The following is a 19,536-nucleotide window of genomic DNA, read 5'->3' on the forward strand; positions in this document are numbered from 1 at the left end:
GCGCGGCTGGCCGATGCCCAGGCTCGCGAGCGCGCGGGCCAGCAGGCGCTGGCGCGCAACGCCGTGCAGACCGCGGCGGCACAGGATCGGCGCGACGAGCTGGCGCGAGTGGCCTACGAATCCGGGGGCTCGGGCGACCTCGTGTCGTTCTTCGCTGTCGGCAGCGCCCACGACCTCGCCGATCGGCTGCACGTCGTGCAGGAGGCCGGCACCCACCACGAAGCGGTCGCCCAAGAGCTGCGGGACGCCCGGGTGGTGCGCCTGGCGGAGCAGGCCCGACTGGAGGCCGCCCGGCGCGAGATCGCGCAATTGACCCTGCAGGCCAAAGCAGCCCAGGCGCGGGCCGACGCCGCGCACGAGCAAGCGAACGCTCGAACGGCGGAGCTCACGAGGCTCGCGACCCAGCAGCGCCGGGAACAAGCCGCGGTCGACGCGCGCCGCGAGACCGAGGCGCGGCGCCTGGCCTCCCTGCAGGCCGAGTCGGACTCGCTCACCGCTCTGCTGCGTGAGCGCGCTCGAGCGCAGGCGCAGCGGTCTGCCCAGCAGCGCGCCGCGGGCGGGCGGCAGAAGGCCACCAACCGCGTGAGCACCAGGGGGCTGGGGCTGGCGGCGGCCGGTCGGTCGGCGGGGGCGTTTCAGGCGAACCGGCCCCCAGCAGACTCCGGGGCTCGGCTTTCCCGCCCGGTCAACGCCCCGGCGGGCAGCCCGTTCGGGCCGCGAATGCACCCGATTCTGCGGTACGAGCGGCTGCACACCGGCTTGGACTTCCGCGCCGCCTGCGGCACCCCCGTGTACGCCGCCGACGCCGGTGAGGTCGTGCGCGCCGGGTGGGCGGGCGGCTACGGCAACCAGGTGGTGCTCGCCCACGCCGACGCTCTGGCCACCAGCTACGCCCACCTGGAGTCCTTCGAGGCCAACTCGGGCTGGGTGCAGCGCGGCCAGCTCATCGGCTACTCCGGCACGACCGGCCTGTCCACCGGCTGCCACCTGCATTTCGAGGTGCGCCGCAACGGGGTGCCGCTGGACCCGGCCGGATTCTTGTAAACGCTCCCGGCGGCCTCCTGCTCACCCACGAAAGCCCGTCCCCGGCCGAAACCGAGGGGCGTTCGCGCACGTCACACGGGTACTGTGGAGGTCGATTTCAACAGGGGAGCACCATGGCCAAGGAGCGCGGAACGAACGTCGTCGCACGCAACCGCAAAGCGCGGCACGACTATCTCATCGAAGACACCCTCGAGGCGGGCCTTGTGCTGTGGGGCACCGAGGTGAAGTCGCTGCGGGCAGGGCGTGCCAGCCTTGTCGACGGCTTCGCCACCGTCGACCGCGGTGAGGCCTGGCTCGAGGGTGTGCACATCCCCGAGTACAGCCAGGGCACGTGGACCAACCACTCGGCCCGGCGCAAGCGCAAGCTGCTGCTGCACCGCGCCGAGATAGACAAGCTCGCCGTCAAGTCGCGCGAGGCCGGGCACACGATCGTGCCGCTGAGCCTGTACTTCAAGGACGGCCGCGCCAAGGTCGAGCTCGCGCTGGCCAAGGGCAAGCGGGAGTACGACAAGCGCCACGCCCTGCGCGAACGCCAGGATCGGCGTGAGGCCGAGCGCGCGATGTCGCTGCGGCTGGAGCGCTGACGTGCGCACCCGCAGGCGCCCGCTCGGCGTCTTCCTCGGTCTGTTCGCCGTCCTCGCCCTGTGGCTCGCTGCCGCCGTTCCTGCCGGAGCCACCCTCATCGGGCCCGGCGTGGGGGAGGTGGCCGGACCCACTCCTGCGGGCGCTGCGCAAGGGGCGCCGCGACCCACGGATTTGCTTGACTCCAACTCGGGAACACTGCGTGCGGCAAGCGCGTCTGGCGAACGGATCCTGGACTACCGGGTGGAGTACGAACTGCAGCCCGACGGCACGCTGCGTGGCCGGGACACGATCCAGTACCAGTTCCAGCCTGGCCGGGAGCAGCGCGGCATCTTTGTCACGTGGCCGATCCGTCTTCCCCTCCAGGGCGAGACCGATCGCTACCGGCTCTACCCGCTGGAAGTGACCGGCGTGAGCAGTCCGACCGGGGCTCCGAGCGACTACGAGGTCAGTGATCAGCGCCAGTCGCGGGTCGTGCGCATCGGCAATCCAGACGTGTTTGTCTCCGGCCTCCAGACGTACGTCATCGACTACCGGGTGCAGGGCACGGTCAACGACTTCGCGGACCACCAGGAGTTGTACGTCAACCCGATTGGCATGGAGTGGGAGGTGCCGATCGATCGGGCGACGGTCGTCGTCACGGCCCCCCAGGCGGGGCAGCAGTACGGCTGTGTCGTCGGACCCCGTCTCAGCGCACCCCCCGAGGGTCAGCAACCGACGAGCGCGAACTGCACAGCCAGCGCCGACGGCAACAGCGTGACCTTCGAGGCCAGCTCGATCCCCGCCCGCCAGGGCATGACCGTCGGCCTGTGGTACCCGGCGCACACCGTTGCGGAGTCAACGGCCATCTATCGCACCGGTGACCCTGGCGAGGGCGGCGGTATCGGTGAGAGCCTGCCCCAGCCGGTCGCGAAGGCGTTAACCGCAACGGGGTATGGCGCCGGGGTGCTGGTTCCGACGTTGGCCGCGGTCGGCATGGGTGTGCTCGTGCGTCGCCGCGGGCGCGACGAGCAGTACGCGGGGCTTACTCCGGGCTTGTCGCCGACGCAAGGCGAGGGCGCGGTCGTCCGCGGGCGTCGCGATCCGGTCGCGGTGCGCTTCACGCCACCGGACGGCGAGACCCCCGGCCTGGTCGGCACGATCCTCGACGAGAGCGCCGACACCCGCGACGTCTCGGCGACCGTCGTCGATCTGGCGGTGCGCGGCTGGCTGCAGATCGAGGAGATCGAGACGGGCAAGCGCAAGAAGGCGGATTGGGAGCTCCGCCGGACCGCGCCCGAGCCCGACGAAACCCTGCTGGGCTACGAGCGGGAGATCTACGACGGCCTGTTCCAGAGCGGCGACACGGTCACCCTCTCCGGCCTGCGCAACCACTTCGCAACGACTCTGGCGCTGGCCAAGAAGGGCATGTATCGCGAGGTCGTCAACCGCGGCTGGTACCGCCGCTCACCGGAGGCGACCCGCAACTCGTGGATGGCGCTGGCCATGGTCGTCGCCATCATCGGCGGCATCGTCCTGTTCGCCGGCGGTATCGCGTCGACCTCCATCGACAACGCCTCCGGCATGGGCATCTTCATCCCCTCGGGCGTCGTGCTCGGAGCCGGGATCTTGCTGGCCGCCGTCATCGTGTTCGTCCTAGGCCTGAAAATGCCGGCGCGAACGGCCAAGGGCAGCGCGGTGTACGCCCAGACGCTCGGCTTCCGGCAGTACCTGGAGACGGCCGAGGCCAACCAGATCAAGTTCGAAGAGGCCCAGTCGATCTTCAGCCGCTACCTGCCGTACGCCATCGTCTTTGGCTGCGCGGAGCGCTGGGCCAAGGTCTTCAACGAGGTGGCCGAGGCCGCCGAACTGCAGGGCTACACCATCGACATGCCGACCTGGTACATCTTCTACGGCGCGCACACCGGCATGTTCAACTTCGGGTCGATCGCCGACGGCATGGAGGACTTCGCGACGACCGCCGCCGGCACCTTCGCGGCCACCCCCGGCTCCTCGGGCGAGAGCGCCTTCGGCAGTGGCGGCAGCAGCGGTGGATTCGGCGGTGGTGGCGGTAGCTTCGGCGGCTTCTCCGGCGGCGGTGGCTTCGGCGGTGGCGGCGGCGGCAGTTGGTGAGCCGCGTAGCGTGACGCAGATCGAGGCGCCGTGACGCAGATCGAGGAGGTCGGACCCGCCGTAGGACCATGGACCTACGGCGGGACGACGCCAACGATGCTTGGATAGGCCCACGAAGGCAGTGGAGCCGAAGACGAGGAGCGCACCCGATGAACATGCCGGAAGAGAACGTCGTCGAGACCCTGTCGCAGGAGGAGGTCTGGGCGTTTCTGGGGTCGCAGCAGCTGGCGCGGCTGGCCTTCGCCATCGCCGGCGAGCCCGAGATCGTTCCCATCAACTACGTCGTCTCCGATGAGCGCATCTACTTCCGCACGGCCGAAGGCAGCAAGCTGCTCGGGCTGACCATCAACGCGCGGGTGGCTCTGGAGACCGATCGCGTCGGCGACGGGGTGGCCACGAGCGTCATCGTGCACGGCACCGCGCGCGAACTGCAGACCATCGACGAACTGGAGTGGGCCGAGGCGCTGCCCCTGCGCACCTGGGTACCCACGCGGAAGGTGCACTTCGTCGAGATCACCCCCGACGAGCTCACCGGCCGCCGCTTCCACCTCGGCGACGGGGCCCCAGACGCCTGAACGGCCCGCGGGCGGGGAATGCGCTGGCTCCCGCGGCCGTTGTGCAGGTACCCTGATGTGCTGGCCTTCGTCGGCCGGCCAGCAGATTGACAACTAGACAGTGTGAACGCGTGTGTCGCCCCCGCGGGGGTGATCGGTTTCGACGTTGATCGTCAAGCCAGGGGAAGCGGGTCGAGGATGCAGGGTTATCTCGTCAACGCTCCCTGTAAACCAATAGGTGCCGATTCCAAGCGCACCGACTTCGCCCTCGCCGCCTGAGCGAGCCTCGAAGTCCGTCAGCCTGAGTTCGCTGCCGACTCAGATCCTGGCGTCAGCTAGGTAGCTTGCTGCGCCGTCATGTCGGGGGACGGCGCGGGACTCTCACTCGACTGGGCCTGTCGGCGGACGTGTGCGCGCGAGCGCCGGGGCCGAGAAACTCCATAGCGCACTGCACCCGGAGAAGCCCTGGTTCGGTGTCAGCGGACGCGGGTTCGATTCCCGCCACCTCCACCCATCGGCGACGCACGCGCCACACGACCTGCTGGTCAGCACCGAAGGGCCGCCTCTCGTCAGAGGCGGCCCTTCGGCGTTCGTCGGATGATCCCGCTAGCCGGCCCGGGCTCGCTGCTTGCGCGCCGGCGTGGTCGTCATCAGCCGCGCCGGCAGGAGCATCGCCGGCACCAGCAACAGCCACGCCAGCGGCCCGTAGGTCGGGCTGAGCAGGCAGAGGGGGATGGACACCAGCAGCACCGCCAGGCCCGGCAACGACCGGAGCAGGCTGCGCCGGAAGGCCGCTGGGGTCACCAGGCTGCTCGTGTACCCGCGCCGCCAGGCCTGCCACCACAGCAGGTCAAGGCTCAACCAGCAGCCGGCCAGGCACGCCGCGTACACGATCGCCGGCAGCGCGCTGCTCCCGTGATTGTCGAACAACATCGCGGTGGGGACCGGCAGGAAGACGACGAAGAACAGCAACGTGAGGTTGATGATCTGCAAGGGGACGTCGTAGCGCTCGATCGCCTTGAACCGTCGGTGGTGCTGCAGCCAGAGGCCACCGATGAGCACGAAGGACAGGATGAACGCCAGCAGGCTCGGCAGCTTCTGGGCGAGCGTCGCCGCCAGCTCCTCCGGGTTGCTGCCGATGACCCCGCCGTCCAGCCGTAGGTCGAGCGTGAGCACCGTCAGGGCGATGGCGAACACGGCGTCGCTGAAGAACACCGTCCGCTCGACATCCTCGCCCTGCGCCAGAACGTTGTGCAGGTCCTCGACGAGACGTTCGCCGTCGACGGACTGCGCCGCCAGCACCTGCTCCACGTTCGCGGCCAGGGGTTCTGCGGCCGTACCCGCAGATTCGGTCTCCCGCTCCACGTCAGCCTCCTCCCATAGCGCCGTTGCCGATCCGCTTGCCGAACTCAGGCAAGCGCCACGGAGTCCAGGGCCTCCTGCACCCGCTCGTTGGCGCCGTCGAACGTGACCTCCACGTCGTCGTCGAGGTGCTGGCAGGTCATGGCGACGGCGCGCAGGGCCGACCGGCACAGGTCCTGCAGGGCGTCGACGTCGAACCGGACGCTCTGGGGGTGGCTGCGCTCCACCTCCGCCAACGCGATCCGCAGCGCGCTGACCGCCTGCTCGTCGATGATGCCGGCGAGCTCGACGTTGGTGACGCCGTTCTCCTCCGACACATCGATGCTGTAGTGCTCGGGCACCTTGATCGGCTCCACGCGCACCCTGATCTTCGGTCGGTGGGCCAGATCCTCGGGTAGCTGGACCGTGAGGGCGTCGGCGTCGAAGTCGGTGTGGGGCTGCTCGTCGATGAGCACCGAGTGGATTCGCACCGAGCCCGGGGGCAGGAGATCAGGGGAGACGCGCAGGATGCCGTCCTTCCAGGCGCCGGGGATCGGGCTGAAGTACAGGTCCAGCGGGTGACCGGTGACGAGCAGATTGGTGTAGGTGGCGGCGAGATAGCACAACTCGAAGGAGTGGTAGCCACTCATCGAGTGACTCCCCTTGAACCGTTCGGTGCCCAGCAGGTAGGGCAGGCCGTTGGCGAGCGTGTTGAAGTAGACGCCGCCGGAATCGTGGTCGAGGAAGAACGTGCTGTAGAAGGCCGTCGACTCGCGGGCGTACTTCTGGTACTCGGGCTCCCCAAGGATCCCCGAGAGAATGAGGTATGCGAGGATCCCCTGCTCCTGCTGCCACCAGGCCTTGCGGTCGTGCCACGCGAACCGGTGCACGGTCTCGCCCTCTTGCAGGTGGCGCTCCACGACGTCGTACCAGCCGGTACGCCGTGCGTCCCACCCGTGGTTGGGCATGAGTTTGGCGATGCGCGCCGCGAAGTCCTGCAGGCGTGGGTCATTGGTGAGCCCGAAGACGCGCATCGCGTTCCAGGCGATCTTCAGGTTGTGCCCGACGACGGCGCGGTCCAGCTGCCACCCGTGGTTTGAGTCGTGCGACCAGTCGGCCAAGAACTTCTCTTGCACGAACGGCGAGGATTCGTAGTCACCGAAGTGCTCGATGATGTCGGTCATGCAATTCACGAGCATGTCGATGTGGCGTTGTTCGCCGGTCGCCAGGATCAGGTTGATGAGGTAGGCGGGTGCGTGGTCGCCGACCGAATTCCAGTTCTTGCGGCCGACGTTTTCGCCCAGCACCGGCGAATGCGGGTCGAGCGTGATGGGGTCGATGTGGGAGTAGTAGCCGCTCTCGTCGTGGTCGAGGAAGAACCGCTCGAAGAGATTCAACGTCCAGTCGATGTCGTGGCGGATCGCCGGGTCACCGCTGATGCGGTACGTCTGGGTCGGGCCGGCCAGGGCGTAGATCTGCTCGTAGGCCGGGATGGCCTGGTAGTCGTCCGAGAACTCGCTCGCCAGCATCCGGCGTTGCCGGGGGTGGGCGTCCCGGCCGATGCGCAGCCCGGGGATGTCGGCCATCTTCGAGGCGAGGATCTTGCGCTTGTTGGGTCCCGAGGTGGCCTCGATCGCGTGGTACCAGTAGGCGACCTCGTCGACGCTGTCTTGCGCCTTGAAGTTGGTGCGCAGGTACTCGGTACCCGACTCGGCCGCCTCCCGGAACCGGTCGAGACCGGTGAGCAGGTAGGCCGATGCGAAGCCGTAGACCAGGCGGGAGATCGTATCGGTCTCCTGACGTGTGGAGCCGGTCTTCTGCCCCATAAGGTCGATCATCGTGCGGTAGTTGCTCCAGTCGATCGGACCGGTGCCGAACTGGGCCCGCAGATAGAAGTCACCGAGCTCGCGGATCTGACGAACCCACCAGTCGGGACGCTCGAAGACGTACTCGGTGGGGGTGCGCCCGACGAAGTGGATCTGCTTGATCTCGAAGGGCTTGCCGCTTTCGGGGTAGAAGATGCCGTACGCGTAGACGAACTGCCCCGGCGTGAGCATGTCGCGCATGCTGCCGGTGGCGTCCTGATAGCCCGCCCCGAGATTGTGGGTCATCTCGGCGAAGGTCGTCGGCGTGAGGAGAGCCGTCAGATCCTCACCGGACGACGTCGTGATGACCACACGATCCTGTGCTGGATCGAACTCGCTGACGTAGCCGGCGATGAGGTCGGAGTAGGTGTACACGGCAGAGCTCATTAGATTGTTTCCGTTCTCGACGTTGAGGTTTCAGGTACCGATGAGGACGACGACGGATCGACTCGTCACGAGGTAGTGGTCGCCGTCGATCGCAGGCTCCGCGCCCGGGGGGCTCACCGCGTCGCGGCCGGCGATGGCGGTGTCGAGGGCCCGACGCCACTCGCGGCCGGTAGGCAGGGCGAAGTCCGCCCCCTCCCAGTGCATGTTCACCATCACGTGCACGTCCGGCTGGCCCCCGACGCCGCCCAGGGTGTAGGCGATGGTCCGCGAGTCGGCGGACCAATCCGGCTCGTCAAGTCGACGTCCGTGCCAGTGGACTTCGGCGCTGCCCCGCGCGTTCGGCGCACCTTGGTGCCAATCGCAGGGGCGCAGGCAGTCGTGGGTCAGGCGAAACGCGATGATGCGGCGGAAGAACTCGACCATGTCTTCGTTGGTGTCGGCCAACGACCAGTCGATCCAGGAGATCTCGTTGTCCTGGCAGTAGGCGTTGTTGTTGCCTTGCTGGGTGCGCCGCATCTCGTCGCCCGCGGTGATCATCGGCACCCCGAAGCTCAGCATCTGAATCGCGGTCAGGTTGCGGATTTGACGCTCGCGCAGGCTGTCGATGGCCGCGTCGTCGGTCGGGCCTTCGGCTCCGCAGTTCCACGACAGGTTGTCGTCGTTGCCGTCGCGGTTGCCCTCGCCGTTGGCCTCGTTGTGCTTTTGGTTGTACGAGACGAGGTCGTTGAGCGTGAAGCCGTCGTGGCAGGTGACGAAGTTGATGCTGTTCACAGGCGCGTGGCGACTCCACTGATAGAGGTCCGAGGATCCCAACATGCGGGTTGCCACCGCCCCCGCCAGACCGGAGTCGCCCCGGACGAAGCCGCGCACGTCGTCGCGGAACCGCCCGTTCCACTCCGCCCACCGGAAGCCGGGAAAATGACCGATCTCGTAGTCGCCGCCGGCGTCCCAGGCCTCCGCGATCAGCTTCGTGTCTTCGAGGGTCTCGGAGAGTTCGATGTCCCAGATGACGTGGGCGTAGCTGTCCGGCTGCCCCGCAAGGTTGCGGGCTAGGACGGTTCCTTCATCGAACCGGAAGCCGTCGACGTGCATCTGGGTGACCCAATAGTGGAGGGAATCCAGGATGAGGCGGGCGCCGATGGGGTGATTGCAGTTGAACGTATTGCCGCAGCCCGTGTAATCCATGTAGTACTGGCGGTCACCTGGACGAGGTGGTAGTAGTTCGGATTGTCGAAGCCCTTGAAGGAGAAGGCCGGGCCCTGATGCTGCCCTTCGTCCGTGTGGTTGAACACCACGTCGAGGATGACCTCGATGCCTGCCTTGTGGAGTTCGCGGACCATGGTGCGGAACTCGTCGAGCACCTCTGTTCCGGTGCCGCCGCTGGCGTAGGCGCTGTGCGGGGCGAAGAACGACATCGTCGAGTAACCCCAGTAGTTGCGCAGGGGCTCACCGGCGCCGTTGTGGCGCAGGATGTCCTGCCCGTCGAACTCGAAGACGGGCAGAAGTTCGACGGCGGTCACGCCCAAGGACTGCAGGTAGGGGATTTTCTCCACGACCCCCAGGTAGGTGCCCGCGTTCGCGACACCGGCGGAGGGGTGGGCGGTGAATCCGCGGACGTGCATCTCGTAGATGACGGAGTCCGCCATCGGCCGGCGCGGTGGGCGGTCACCTTGCCAATCGAAGCTGGACGGTCGCACGACCACGCTGCGCATCGAGGTCTCAAGGTTGTCGACGCCGGAGATGTCGTCGTCGCCGATTCGCTCGCAGGCCCGGCCCCGGTCCCACAGGGAACTCGAGTTGGCGCGCGCGTACGGGTCGATGAGCACGCGTTGCGGGTTGAACCGGAAGCCGTGCTCCGCAAGTTCGGGCCCCTGCACCCGAAAGGCGTAGCCGACGTTCTCGCCGATGCCTGCCACGTGTGCGTGCCACACGTGGAAGGTCCTCGTCAACGGAACCGTGGCCATGGGCTCGGGATCATCCGGGTCTGCGAACAGCAGCAGCGTGACGGCGTCGGCGTGCTGACTGAAGACCGCGAAGTTGACGCCTGAGTCGCGCAGGTGGGCGCCCAGCGGGTGCGGCTCCCCGGCGCTGATCGTCAGTTCGCCGGCGGGCGCGGTCTGGGCGGCGTCGTGCGTCGTCGTCATCGTGGGTTCCTCTCGTCGATGGCGGCGAGGATGGCCGAGGCCAGGAGGTAGGCGTGGCCGCCGGTCCGGGCTGAGATGAGGTCGCCGTCCACGACGACGTCCTCGTCGACGTAGTCCACTCCGTACGCGGCGGCGTCACCGAGCAGGTTGTTGTGGCACGTCATGCGGCGTGCAGCGACGACGTGGCGGACCGGCGCGGCCAACCACAGGCCGTGGCAGATGATCCCCTTGAGGAGCGGCAGGGCGAAGGCTCGCTCGAGGAGGGCGCTCGCCGGTGGGATGCCGGCGACGTCGTCGGTGTACCGCAGTCGGTCGGCAACCATTCCGGAGGGCACGATCAGGGCGTCGTAGGACGCAAGGTCCTCGTCGCTCCAGCCCTCGAAACTCCTCGTGCAGTTCAGCGGTGCCCGGTACTCGTGGCCGAGGAAGGTCAAGCTCTCCTGGCCCCACAGCCGGGACACGAAATGCGCCTCGACGCCGGCTTCGGCGAACCGTTGCTCGTAGTAGAAGATCTCCTTCTCGAAGAAATCTCCTTCGATCAGGATGGCGACGCGTCTGGTCATGGATACCTCATGTTTTCTCATGAGCACCCGTGCGAAACGGGGGCACAACTAATGACCGGTGGAGGTCGCCAGCATTCGCTAGTCACCCGCTCCGCGAATTGGCCAGGCGGCTGCGACGGAGCAGCCTGCCTGACCCAATGTCAAAGTACGATGTGGAATAGAAAAAGGTCAACTGTCCAAGTTTCTGGCCTCGCTGCCGGGTGGTCGAGTATCAGCCTGGGACAGTCGAATTGGCTCCAAAATTTGGGCGGTGCGGGGGGTGCTGTAGCGCACCCCACAGGCGTCTTAATGCGGCATTTGGGCGATTTGGTCCGCCATTCACGAAAATCTGGACAATCGTCCATTAGATTGAGGGTTGCGCTCCCTCTATCAATGCCTCATGATCTGATTCGAACGCACCCTTCTGCGTGCTCAAACATGCCCAAGCGCCTACGCCGGCGATCCTCCGTTCTGATTGCCGGTACCGACGCGCCTCAACTACTTCTTCCATCCTGGGTCGCGACTTTGTCGCGCCATCGAGAAGGAACGCCCCGTGAACAAGAAGATCCTTGCAGTCCTTTCTAACCATGGCTACTGGGGTGTCGAATTGACCGGCCCCGCGCTGCCTTTGCAGCGAGCGGGATACGAGATCACCTACGTCACTCCCACCGGCGACCGGCCCATTGCCCTGCCGCCCAGCTATGACCCGGACTACTGGGACCCGCCGTTGGGAACGAACGTGACGACGCCGGCGGATGCGGCGGAAGTCAAGGAGTTCATGGGACGAGCCGAACTGGACAACCCGATCGACCTTTCCGCCTGGTACCCCGAGCGGCCCTACTTCAGCGCCCCCGATTTTCTGCGCGCCCTGGAGGCCTACAACACGCGCCTGCGCGAACTGGAGGCAGAGCTGCACCAATACGACGCAATTCTGTTGGTGGGTGGCAGCGGACCGATCGTCGACATGGTGAACAACCAGCGTGTGCACGACCTCGTACTGGGCTTCTATCGACTCGGCCGGCCGATCGCCGCCATCTGCTACGGCGTCGCCGTCCTCCCGATGGCGCGCGACTTCAACGAGCGACGCAGCATCATCGCGGGCAAGCACGTCACCGGTCACTGCATCGAGTACGACTACCACGACGGCACGGGATTCATCGGCACCGACTTCAACATGGGGCCGCCCCCGTACTGCCTGGAGTTCATGCTCTCCGACGCGGTGGGGCCGCAGGGCCAGTATCACGGCAACTTCGGAAAGCCCACCTCTGTCATCGTCGACTATCCGTTCCTCACCGCCCGATCACTGCAGTGTGCCCACGAGTTCGGTGAACAGTTCGTCAACGTGCTCGACGGCGACCTGCGTCGCTACGGCTGGTAGGGGACGGACGCTTGTCGAAAGAGGTGCGGACCGGCCGGGAGGCCATCATCGAGCAACTGCTCGCGGATGGCATCGACCACATGTTCGGTAATCCGGGAACGGTCGAACAGGGGTTTCTGGACGCCATGTCCGACTACCCCGACATGAAGTACATCCTGACCCTGCAAGAGAGCGTGGCGGTGCTCTGCGCCGACGGATACGCCCGCGCCACACAGCGTCCCGCCCTCGTGCAGCTGCACAGTGCTCCGGGGATCGGCAATGCGGTTGGTGCTTTGTACCAGGCCAAGCGCGGTCATTCACCCCTCGTCGTCATCGCGGGGGACGCCGGCTTGAAGTACATGAATCTGGAAGCCCAGATGTCGGCCGACCTCGTGGCCATCATGGCCCCGGTCACCAAGTACGCGACGATGGTTCTCCACCCGGACAATCTGCTGCGCACGCTGCGCCGAGCGATCAAGGTGGCCATCACCCCACCCATGGGCCCCGTGTACGTCTGCCTTCCGGCCGATGTTCTCGACGAACCCAACACCGAGACCGTGGTGCCCACGAGCATCCCGTACACCCGTGTCGCCCCGGCCCAGGACCTCATCGACCAGGCTGCTGCAACGCTGCTCAAGGGTGCGAAACCGCGGATCTACGTCGGTGACGGTGTGGCCACCTCTGGGGCGGTGTCCCAGGTGGCGCGCGTCGCCGAGCTGCTTGGAGCCCAGGTCTTCGGAGTCGACACCGGCGACGTCGTCATGGACACCACCCATCCCTGTTACGGCGGCACGACGGGACATATGTTCGGCGAACAAAGTCTGCCGATTCTGCGCGGCGCGGACGCGAATCTCGTGGTCGGCACGTACCTGTTGCCCGAGGTGTTTCCGGATCTCGGCGACATCTTCGACCCTTCTGCCAGTGTCGTTCACTTCGACCTGGACGCCCACGCGATCGCCAAGAATCACCGCGTCGATCTGGGGATCGTCTGCGATCCGGCGCAGTCGTTGGACGCGCTCGCGGCGGCCCTGGCCGCGCAGATGACCGACGAGGACCGTCGGCAGGCGCAGCAGCGACTGGCCGAGCTCGAGGAGGCGGCCCGCGCGGGAGGCTCGGCCAACGATCAACCCGCCGACGACGGCGACCCGAAGGCCATCCCCCAGATGGCGACGTTCGCGCGCGCTCTGGCCCAGCATCCGCGCTCGGACCGGATCATCGTTTTCGACGAGGCCCTGACCAACTCCCCACCGCTGGCTGAATAGTTGCCGGCACGCGCCGCGGGCGAGTACTTCGTGACGCGCGGGGGGAGTCTGGGCGTGGGATTTCCCGGCGCGATCGGCGTCAAGCTGGCGCACCCGGACCGCACCGTCGTGGGCTTCAGTGGTGACGGCGGCTCCATGTACACGATCCAGGCGCTGTACACGGCGCGGCGGCACAATGTCGGCGCCAAGTTCGTGGTGTGCAACAACCGCTCCTACCGGCTTCTTCAGGCGAATATCGACGCCTGGTGGCGCACGGTTGGCATCGAACCGCACGCGCATCCGCTCGGCTTCGACCTCTCGAACCCGCGGATCGATTTTGTCGAACTCGCCGCGTCAATGGGTGTCGATGGCGCCCGAGTGGAGCGGACCGAGGACATCGGCCCGGTCATCGACCGGATGCTCGCCGACGACGAGCCGTTTCTCGTGGAGTTGATGCTCGACGGCGATGTGAACCCGGATCTCATTTGGCATTCACTGCGGACAGTAGTCCGATGGGAAGCCGCTTGAACACATCTTTACAGGGAGGGCACTGCGTGAAAACAACCACCATGAACGAAGCGAGTATTGCCAAGTTCGTCGCCGCTTGGTTTCAGGCGCTCGACTTTCACGTTCCGATCGAGCAGGCCTACGGGCTGCTGTCCAGCGACAACTTGCGTATGCATTTTCCGGACGGGGAAATTACGGACTTCGACACGTTCAAGCAGTGGTATGACCGAGTCACGAATCTCTTCTTCGACGAGAATCATTACGTCAACGAGGTGAAGGCATCGATCGATGGAGATGTTGCCACGCTCGACATCCTCGTGGGGTGGCAGGCGAGCATGTGGGAACCGCCGCAGCCCAAGAGCAGGCGCGTGTCGATGGATGCAACCCAGATATGGACCGTGCGGGCCAGTGAACAGAACTCCTTCGGCATGGTGATCGAAAGCTACAACGCCACCGCCGCACCATTCGTCTATGCACCGGGCTTCGCCCGTCTCTGAAGCGGAGTGATTCATGAAGAATCTCGACATCATCCACCGCTACTACGAATATGCCAATGCCGGGCGCTGGCAGGAGTGGTGTGACCTGTTCGCCGACGATCAGGAGATGGATGAGCAGTTGGCCGGCCATATCTCCGGCCTCGCCCCACTGCGCGAGGCCATGGCCGGCATGGGACGGGCGTATGCCGTCTTTCAGAACACCCCGACGGCCATGTTTGTGGACGGCGACCATGGTGCCGCGGTGTCGCACATCTCGGCGCGTGCCGCGCATTTTCCGGACGAGCCGATCGAGGCGAATGTGATGAATCACTTCGTCTTTCGGGACGGAAAAATCGCCTACATGGCGAACTTCCATGACTCGAAGCCCTTCGAGCCGTTCTTGCGCCAACTGGCCCAAGACTAGTTTTCCGCAGTTTCTTCCCGCCCAGAAAATCAGGAGTGACGTTGTCAACAGCACCTATTGTCCACCCCTTCAGCGGCAAGTTCGTCGAACTGCCGTGGGACCACGTGCACGCCTACGTGGTCGAACTCGAGAACAGCGTCGTCGTCGTGGACACCACCCTCGCGCTGTCCAGCGCTACCGAACTGCGCACGATGGCGGAGAGCTTCGGTAAGCCGATCGCCGCGGTGCTCCTCACCCACGGACACCCCGACCACTATGTCGGCATGGCGAAGTTCAGCGATGTTCCCCGCTACTCCACCAAGGGGGTCTACGACTTCGCCCTGCGGGAGGACGTCGCCAAGGCCGCGATCGCCAAGACGCTCTTCGGTGACGAGTTTCCCGACGAGCGCGTGTTTCCCGACCACTTCGTCGTCGACCAGGACGAGCTCACCTTCGATGGTGTGACCTTCACGGTCACCGACTTGGGGCCAGGTGAGTCCGATGACGACACCATGTGGTCATTCACCCATGACGGCATCGTCCACGCTTTCCTCGGGGACATCGTGTCGTTCGGCTGCCACACCTTCTTCCGGGACGGCCACACCGCGGACTGGCTGCGCACGCTCGATCGGCTGGAGCGCGAACTTCCCGCGGACGCGCGGATCTACCTCGGTCACGGCCCGGTGCCCGCGCCGGTCGGCGTGTTCGATTGGCAGCGCCAGTACATCGCCCTGTGGCGTCAGAGCGTGGCCGCCCTCAGCGCGGTCGAGGCGCTGGAGGCTTCCCGCGAGACCCAGGAGCGCCTCATCGCCACCATGAAGGAGTATCTGGACTCCGACGCAACGCTTTTCTTGCTCGACTATGAACTCGAGCACAGCATTCCGGAGACCTGGAAGCAATTGCGCGAGAGTCACTGACACTGCGTTGATCCAGGCGCTCAACACAGAACTCCCGCCTGCCGCCGAACGGGGCAGGCGGGAGTTCTTGTGATGGTCCTCAGGTGACCCGCAGCGTGGGATCGAAAGCCGGCGGGTCGAGTTCGTCCCGATAGCCCTCGTTCAGTTCGACGATGTTGCCGTCGGGGTCGTGCAGCCAGACCGCCCGCATGCCGGGGATGAACTGGCCCATGTCCAGCGGACCGAGGGAGATCTGCGCCTCCTCACCCATCGCGGCGAGCACGGCGTCGAGATCATGAACCTGCAGGCAGATGTGGCGCACCCCGGCGAACTCGTACCCGTCTTTCTCCGGGCGCGGTATCGGTGCGGAGCCGTTGGCTGGGAACAACTCGAGTTGGGCGTCGCCGAGGCGAATCATGACCACTTGGTGTTCACCGGGCAGGTACACCCTGCTGCGCTCGAATCCGAAATGTCGGCAATAGAACGACTCGGTGCGGATCGGGTCGGCGCAGTTGATAGCTATGTGCGAGAACGAGATAGGCGCCATGGCGTGAGGTCCTCCAGGGATTCGGCAGCGAAATGCACTCGGGGTGCTCGGCGTCGATCTTTCGACCGCACTGCCGACGTGTCAATATTCTCACGATGTCCGAGTTCGAGCTATCAGCCGAAAGCGCTGTTCTATGCAAGAAGCGATCCGCCACGAGAGTAAGCGCGGCGCCGCCCGATAGGGACGAGCCGGGTACACAAGAAGGCGCCGCCACGCCCATGTCTGGGCGCGGCGGCGCTCGCGGTTGCTTCGCGCGGGAACTCTCAGACGATGGCGCCGTTCTCGTCGGGGTAGTCGACGCCGGGGGTGCCCCCACGACGCCCGGAGGTCGGCTGGGTCGCCGGCCGCGCCGCCTCGGGCTGGCCGCCGGCCTGCTGGGCCGCCGCCACCTGCGTGCGCACCGCCTCCATGTCGAGGCCGCGGGCCTGGGTGATGACGTCCTCAAGTACCTCGCTCGGCAGCGCTCCGGCCTGGGCGAACACCGGGATGCCCTCACGGATCACCATGATCGTGGGGATCGAGGAGATCTGCGCGGCTGCGGCGAGTCCCTGCTGCGCCTCCGTGTCGACCTTGGCGAAGGTGATGTCCGGGTTCTTGCCGGAGACCTCCTCGTAGACGGGCGCGAACTGCTTGCAGGGCCCGCACCAGTCGGCCCAGAAGTCGATGAGGACGATATCGGTGCCCTTGATGACGCTTTCGAAGTTGGCTTCGGTCAGCTCCACTGTGGTCATGTCGGGTCGAACAGCCGCTGGACCCAGCCCATTCCCGATGCTGCTAAGATGGTCACTCGCCGGGCGCGTTGACGCACCCGGCCTTCCATAAACCCCCTACCGACCCGCACCGGTGACCAGCGCCGCAGCTTCGTTCTGCAGCGCTGACCGGAGACCGACGCGTTGATCGCGTCGTACGCCAAGAGCGGGATGTCAGGCCCACGACGGTCTGGCCCTGCGCGACCGAAGCCGGCCGCAGGCAGCAGCCACCGCAACCGGCGGTGCAGGAGGCTCGTTCTCGACGAGACATCAGTAGCGACTGGTGTCAGGACGTGCCTTGTCGAGAAGCAACGAGCGAAAGCAGTGAAGAGACATGAGTGCACGTCGACCGATCACGCCTGCCCGCGCAGGCAAGAAGCCGCGCTGGAGCGCGGCCAAGAAGTCCGCAGTGCGGGGTCGCCCCGCCGGAGGGGCACGCTTCGAGCGTCGTGAGCAGGCCGGCAGCCGCGAGGACGCCGGCCGCGAGCGTGGCCAGGGCCGCCCCGAGCGTGACAACCGCAATGAGGCGGGCGGGCGCTCCCGCCCCGCCGACCGCAGCGGGCACCGGCCGTACGGCCGCGCCGACCGCAGCGAGCGCACCGGTGACGGCGACAACCGCCGCACGCAGGGTGGCTGGGAAGACCGCGGCGAGCGCCGCACCGACGACCGCGGCACCGGCCGCTGGGAGAACCGTCGAGACAACCGTGGCCAAGGCCGCTGGGAGAACCGCGGCAGTGACCGCAGTGAAGGAAGCTGGAACATGCGCGGTGAGACCCGCCGAGACAACCGCCGCGAGAACGCCTGGGGCGACCGCGACACCCGCAGCGACAACCGCGGCCAGGGCAGCTGGGGCAACCGCCGCGCCGACCGCGACAACCGGGACAACCGGGATAGCCGCGATGAGAACCGGGGTGCCGGTCGCTGGGAGAATCGCGACTCGCGACGCTCCTACGGTCGCGACGACCGCGGGGGTTACAACCGGCCCGCCGGCCGCCCCTACGCCCGCGACTCCTACGCCCGCGACTCCTACGGCCGCGATGACCGGCGAGAGCAGGACCGTGGCGACCGCCGTCCGTACCACCGCGACGACCGCGGCGGCCGCCCCTCCTACGACCGTCCTGCCACCGACGGGTACGCCCACGACCGCCGTGAGCGCGGGTCCTTCGACCGCAGCGAGCGCCGCTCGTTCGACCGTGGCCCCTCCGACCGCCGGTCCTACGACCGTGGTCCGAGTGACCGTGGCCCGAGCGAGCGTGGCGAGCGCCGGTCCTATGACCGCGACTTCGCTCGGCCGACGAGCCGCGACGAGCGTCCCCGCTTCGACCGCGACGACCGGGGTTCGTTCAACCGCGATGATCGTGGCGGCTCGTACGACCGTGGCCCGCGGGACCGCAGCGAGCGCCGCACGTTCGAGCGCGACGACCGCCGCTCCTACGACCGCGAGGAGCGCCGCCCGGCACCGGACGCGCAGCGGCTGCGCAACACGGAGAAGCCGGTCGTGGAGACCGTCGAGGTCGCCGACGACAACGGCTTCGCGCTACTCGGCGTGCCCGACCAGCTCGTGCGCCGCCTGGCCCGCGAGGGCATTACGGCGCCGTTCCCGATCCAGTCCGCGACGATCCCCGACGCCCTCGCCGGGCGCGACGTGCTCGGTCGCGGCCGCACCGGCTCCGGCAAGACGCTGGCCTTCGGGCTGCCGATGCTGACCCGGCTCGCGGGCGGCGAGAAGGCCGCTCCCAAGCTGCCCCGCGCCGTCGTGCTCGTGCCGACCCGCGAGCTGGCCATGCAGGTCAGCGACGCGTTGCAGCCCCTCGTGCATGTGTTGGGTCTGCGCCACAAGCTGGTCGCCGGTGGCATGCCGTACCCGCCGCAGTTCGAGGCCCTCGACCGCGGCGTCGACGTGCTCATCGCCACCCCGGGCCGCTTGGCCGACCTCATCGAGCGCGGCGCGTGCTCCCTGGCGGCGGTCGAGATCGTCGTGCTCGACGAGGCCGACCACATGGCCGAAATGGGCTTCCTCGAGGACGTCACCGCCTTCCTCGATCAGGTGCCCGCCGGCGGCCAGCGGCTGCTGTTCTCCGCGACGCTGGACCGCGGCATCGACGGGCTCGTCGAGAACTACCTCACCGACCCGGTGACCCACTCGACCGACGACGGCCAGGCGTCGGTGACGACGATGGACCACCACATCCTGCTGGTTGAGCCGGCCCACAAGAAGCTCATCACCGCCGACGTCGCCAACCGCACGGGCCGCACCGTCGTGTTCGTGCGCACCAAGCTCGGCGCCGACCGCGTCGCCGAGCAGCTGCGTGAGCAGGGGGTCTTCGCCGCCGCGCTGCACGGCGGCCTGAACCAGGGCGCCCGCAACCGGGTGCTGGCGGCGTTCAAGTCCGGTGAGCTGCCGGTGCTCGTGGCCACCGACGTCGCCGCCCGCGGTATCCACGTCGACGACGTCTCCGTGGTGCTGCAGGTCGACCCGCCGGCCGACCACAAGGACTACCTGCACCGCGCCGGCCGCACCGCGCGCGCCGGGGAGGCCGGCACCGTTGTCACTCTCGCCCTGCCGCACCAGCGGAAACTGATGGAGCGCATCGCCGAGCAGGCGGGCCTGAGCACCAGCCCGGTGCGGGTGCGCGTGGGCGACGACCGGATCCTGGAGGCTACCGGCGCCCGCCGGCCCAGCGGCGTGCCGATCCCCGAGGACCGGCTGCGTCGCATGCTCGAGCCCCCGCGCCGGCACCGCGCCCCGGGCCGTCCGGGTGGCGGACGTCGCTTCGGTGGCCGCGACC

The 19,536-nt window shown here is 67.2% G+C and carries 18 protein-coding genes and 1 other RNA gene; 12 read left to right on the forward strand and 7 right to left on the reverse strand.

Annotated elements, in window-relative coordinates:
- From KILIM_RS22825 to ssrA, 5 genes are all read left to right on the forward strand, one after another.
- Window positions 1-1,044 (forward strand): M23 family metallopeptidase (locus KILIM_RS22825; RefSeq protein ID WP_006594480.1); only part of this gene is annotated, 1,044 nt, incomplete at its 5' end.
- 113 nt (window positions 1,045-1,157) lie between these two features.
- The gene (smpB, locus tag KILIM_RS19560; RefSeq protein WP_006594481.1) at window positions 1,158-1,628 is read left to right on the forward strand and encodes an SsrA-binding protein SmpB; all 471 of its coding nucleotides are present in this window, start codon (window positions 1,158-1,160) and stop codon (window positions 1,626-1,628) included.
- A 1-nt stretch (window position 1,629) separates the two neighbouring features.
- Window positions 1,630-3,738 carry a DUF2207 domain-containing protein gene (locus KILIM_RS19565; protein WP_006594482.1) on the forward strand — a complete coding sequence of 703 codons (2,109 nt, stop codon included), beginning with the start codon at window positions 1,630-1,632 and terminating at the stop codon, window positions 3,736-3,738.
- Window positions 3,739-3,887: 149 nt separating this feature from the next.
- Window positions 3,888-4,313 (forward strand): pyridoxamine 5'-phosphate oxidase family protein, encoded by a 426-nt coding sequence (locus KILIM_RS19570; protein ID WP_006594483.1) that lies wholly within the window; start codon window positions 3,888-3,890, stop codon window positions 4,311-4,313.
- A 125-nt stretch (window positions 4,314-4,438) separates the two neighbouring features.
- Window positions 4,439-4,805: a transfer-messenger RNA gene (gene ssrA / locus KILIM_RS23530) on the forward strand.
- 93 nt (window positions 4,806-4,898) lie between these two features.
- Here the strand turns inward: ssrA and KILIM_RS19575 are convergent.
- The 5 genes from KILIM_RS19575 to KILIM_RS19590 are packed head-to-tail and all read right to left on the reverse strand — an operon-like array spanning window position 4,899 to window position 10,592.
- Window positions 4,899-5,657 (reverse strand): TMEM175 family protein, encoded by a 759-nt coding sequence (locus KILIM_RS19575; protein WP_006594484.1) that lies wholly within the window; start codon window positions 5,655-5,657, stop codon window positions 4,899-4,901.
- A gap of 44 nt (window positions 5,658-5,701) precedes the next feature.
- Window positions 5,702-7,873 (reverse strand): AGE family epimerase/isomerase, encoded by a 2,172-nt coding sequence (locus KILIM_RS19580; RefSeq protein WP_006594485.1) that lies wholly within the window; start codon window positions 7,871-7,873, stop codon window positions 5,702-5,704.
- A 42-nt stretch (window positions 7,874-7,915) separates the two neighbouring features.
- On the reverse strand, window positions 7,916-8,977 hold the full coding sequence (locus KILIM_RS25525; RefSeq protein WP_006594486.1) for an alpha-amylase family protein: 1,062 nt from the start codon (window positions 8,975-8,977) through the stop codon (window positions 7,916-7,918).
- Window positions 8,935-10,029, reverse strand: a complete 1,095-nt coding sequence (locus KILIM_RS24735) for an alpha-amylase family glycosyl hydrolase (RefSeq protein ID WP_006594487.1) — start codon at window positions 10,027-10,029, stop codon at window positions 8,935-8,937. Before KILIM_RS24735 ends, KILIM_RS25525 begins: the two co-directional genes overlap by 43 nt.
- Window positions 10,026-10,592: a DJ-1/PfpI family protein gene (locus KILIM_RS19590; RefSeq protein ID WP_006594488.1), complete on the reverse strand. Its 567-nt coding sequence runs from the start codon at window positions 10,590-10,592 to the stop codon at window positions 10,026-10,028. Before KILIM_RS19590 ends, KILIM_RS24735 begins: the two co-directional genes overlap by 4 nt.
- Before the next feature lie 532 nt (window positions 10,593-11,124).
- Between KILIM_RS19590 and KILIM_RS19595 the strand changes: the two genes are divergently transcribed.
- Genes KILIM_RS19595 through KILIM_RS19615 form a run of 6 tightly spaced genes read left to right on the forward strand, consistent with a single transcriptional unit; the run spans window position 11,125 to window position 15,472 of the window.
- A complete protein-coding gene (locus tag KILIM_RS19595; RefSeq protein ID WP_006594489.1) occupies window positions 11,125-11,949 on the forward strand; it encodes a type 1 glutamine amidotransferase domain-containing protein in 825 nt (274 codons plus the stop codon).
- 11 nt (window positions 11,950-11,960) lie between these two features.
- Window positions 11,961-13,190 (forward strand): thiamine pyrophosphate-binding protein, encoded by a 1,230-nt coding sequence (locus KILIM_RS19600; RefSeq protein ID WP_006594490.1) that lies wholly within the window; start codon window positions 11,961-11,963, stop codon window positions 13,188-13,190.
- Between the two features lie 30 nt (window positions 13,191-13,220).
- On the forward strand, window positions 13,221-13,697 hold the full coding sequence (locus KILIM_RS24740) for a thiamine pyrophosphate-dependent enzyme (protein WP_255247691.1): 477 nt from the start codon (window positions 13,221-13,223) through the stop codon (window positions 13,695-13,697).
- Between the two features lie 26 nt (window positions 13,698-13,723).
- Window positions 13,724-14,173 carry a hypothetical protein gene (locus KILIM_RS19605; protein ID WP_006594492.1) on the forward strand — a complete coding sequence of 150 codons (450 nt, stop codon included), beginning with the start codon at window positions 13,724-13,726 and terminating at the stop codon, window positions 14,171-14,173.
- Between the two features lie 13 nt (window positions 14,174-14,186).
- A complete protein-coding gene (locus tag KILIM_RS19610) occupies window positions 14,187-14,576 on the forward strand; it encodes a nuclear transport factor 2 family protein (protein ID WP_006594493.1) in 390 nt (129 codons plus the stop codon).
- A 41-nt stretch (window positions 14,577-14,617) separates the two neighbouring features.
- The gene (locus KILIM_RS19615) at window positions 14,618-15,472 is read left to right on the forward strand and encodes an MBL fold metallo-hydrolase (protein WP_006594494.1); all 855 of its coding nucleotides are present in this window, start codon (window positions 14,618-14,620) and stop codon (window positions 15,470-15,472) included.
- A 79-nt stretch (window positions 15,473-15,551) separates the two neighbouring features.
- Here the strand turns inward: KILIM_RS19615 and KILIM_RS19620 are convergent, their stop codons facing one another.
- Both KILIM_RS19620 and trxA read right to left on the reverse strand, forming a co-directional pair.
- A complete protein-coding gene (locus KILIM_RS19620; protein WP_006594495.1) occupies window positions 15,552-15,998 on the reverse strand; it encodes a VOC family protein in 447 nt (148 codons plus the stop codon).
- Window positions 15,999-16,261: 263 nt separating this feature from the next.
- Window positions 16,262-16,729, reverse strand: a complete 468-nt coding sequence (gene trxA / locus KILIM_RS19625) for a thioredoxin (RefSeq protein WP_006594496.1) — start codon at window positions 16,727-16,729, stop codon at window positions 16,262-16,264.
- A 352-nt stretch (window positions 16,730-17,081) separates the two neighbouring features.
- On the opposite strand from trxA, the gene KILIM_RS23535 reads away from it, so the two are divergent.
- A partial coding sequence (locus tag KILIM_RS23535) for a DEAD/DEAH box helicase (RefSeq protein WP_006594497.1) occupies window positions 17,082-19,536 on the forward strand: 2,455 nt, incomplete at its 3' end.

The organism is Kineosphaera limosa NBRC 100340, assembly GCF_000298215.1.
In the GTDB taxonomy this organism is placed as follows: Bacteria; Actinomycetota; Actinomycetes; order Actinomycetales; family Dermatophilaceae; genus Kineosphaera; species Kineosphaera limosa.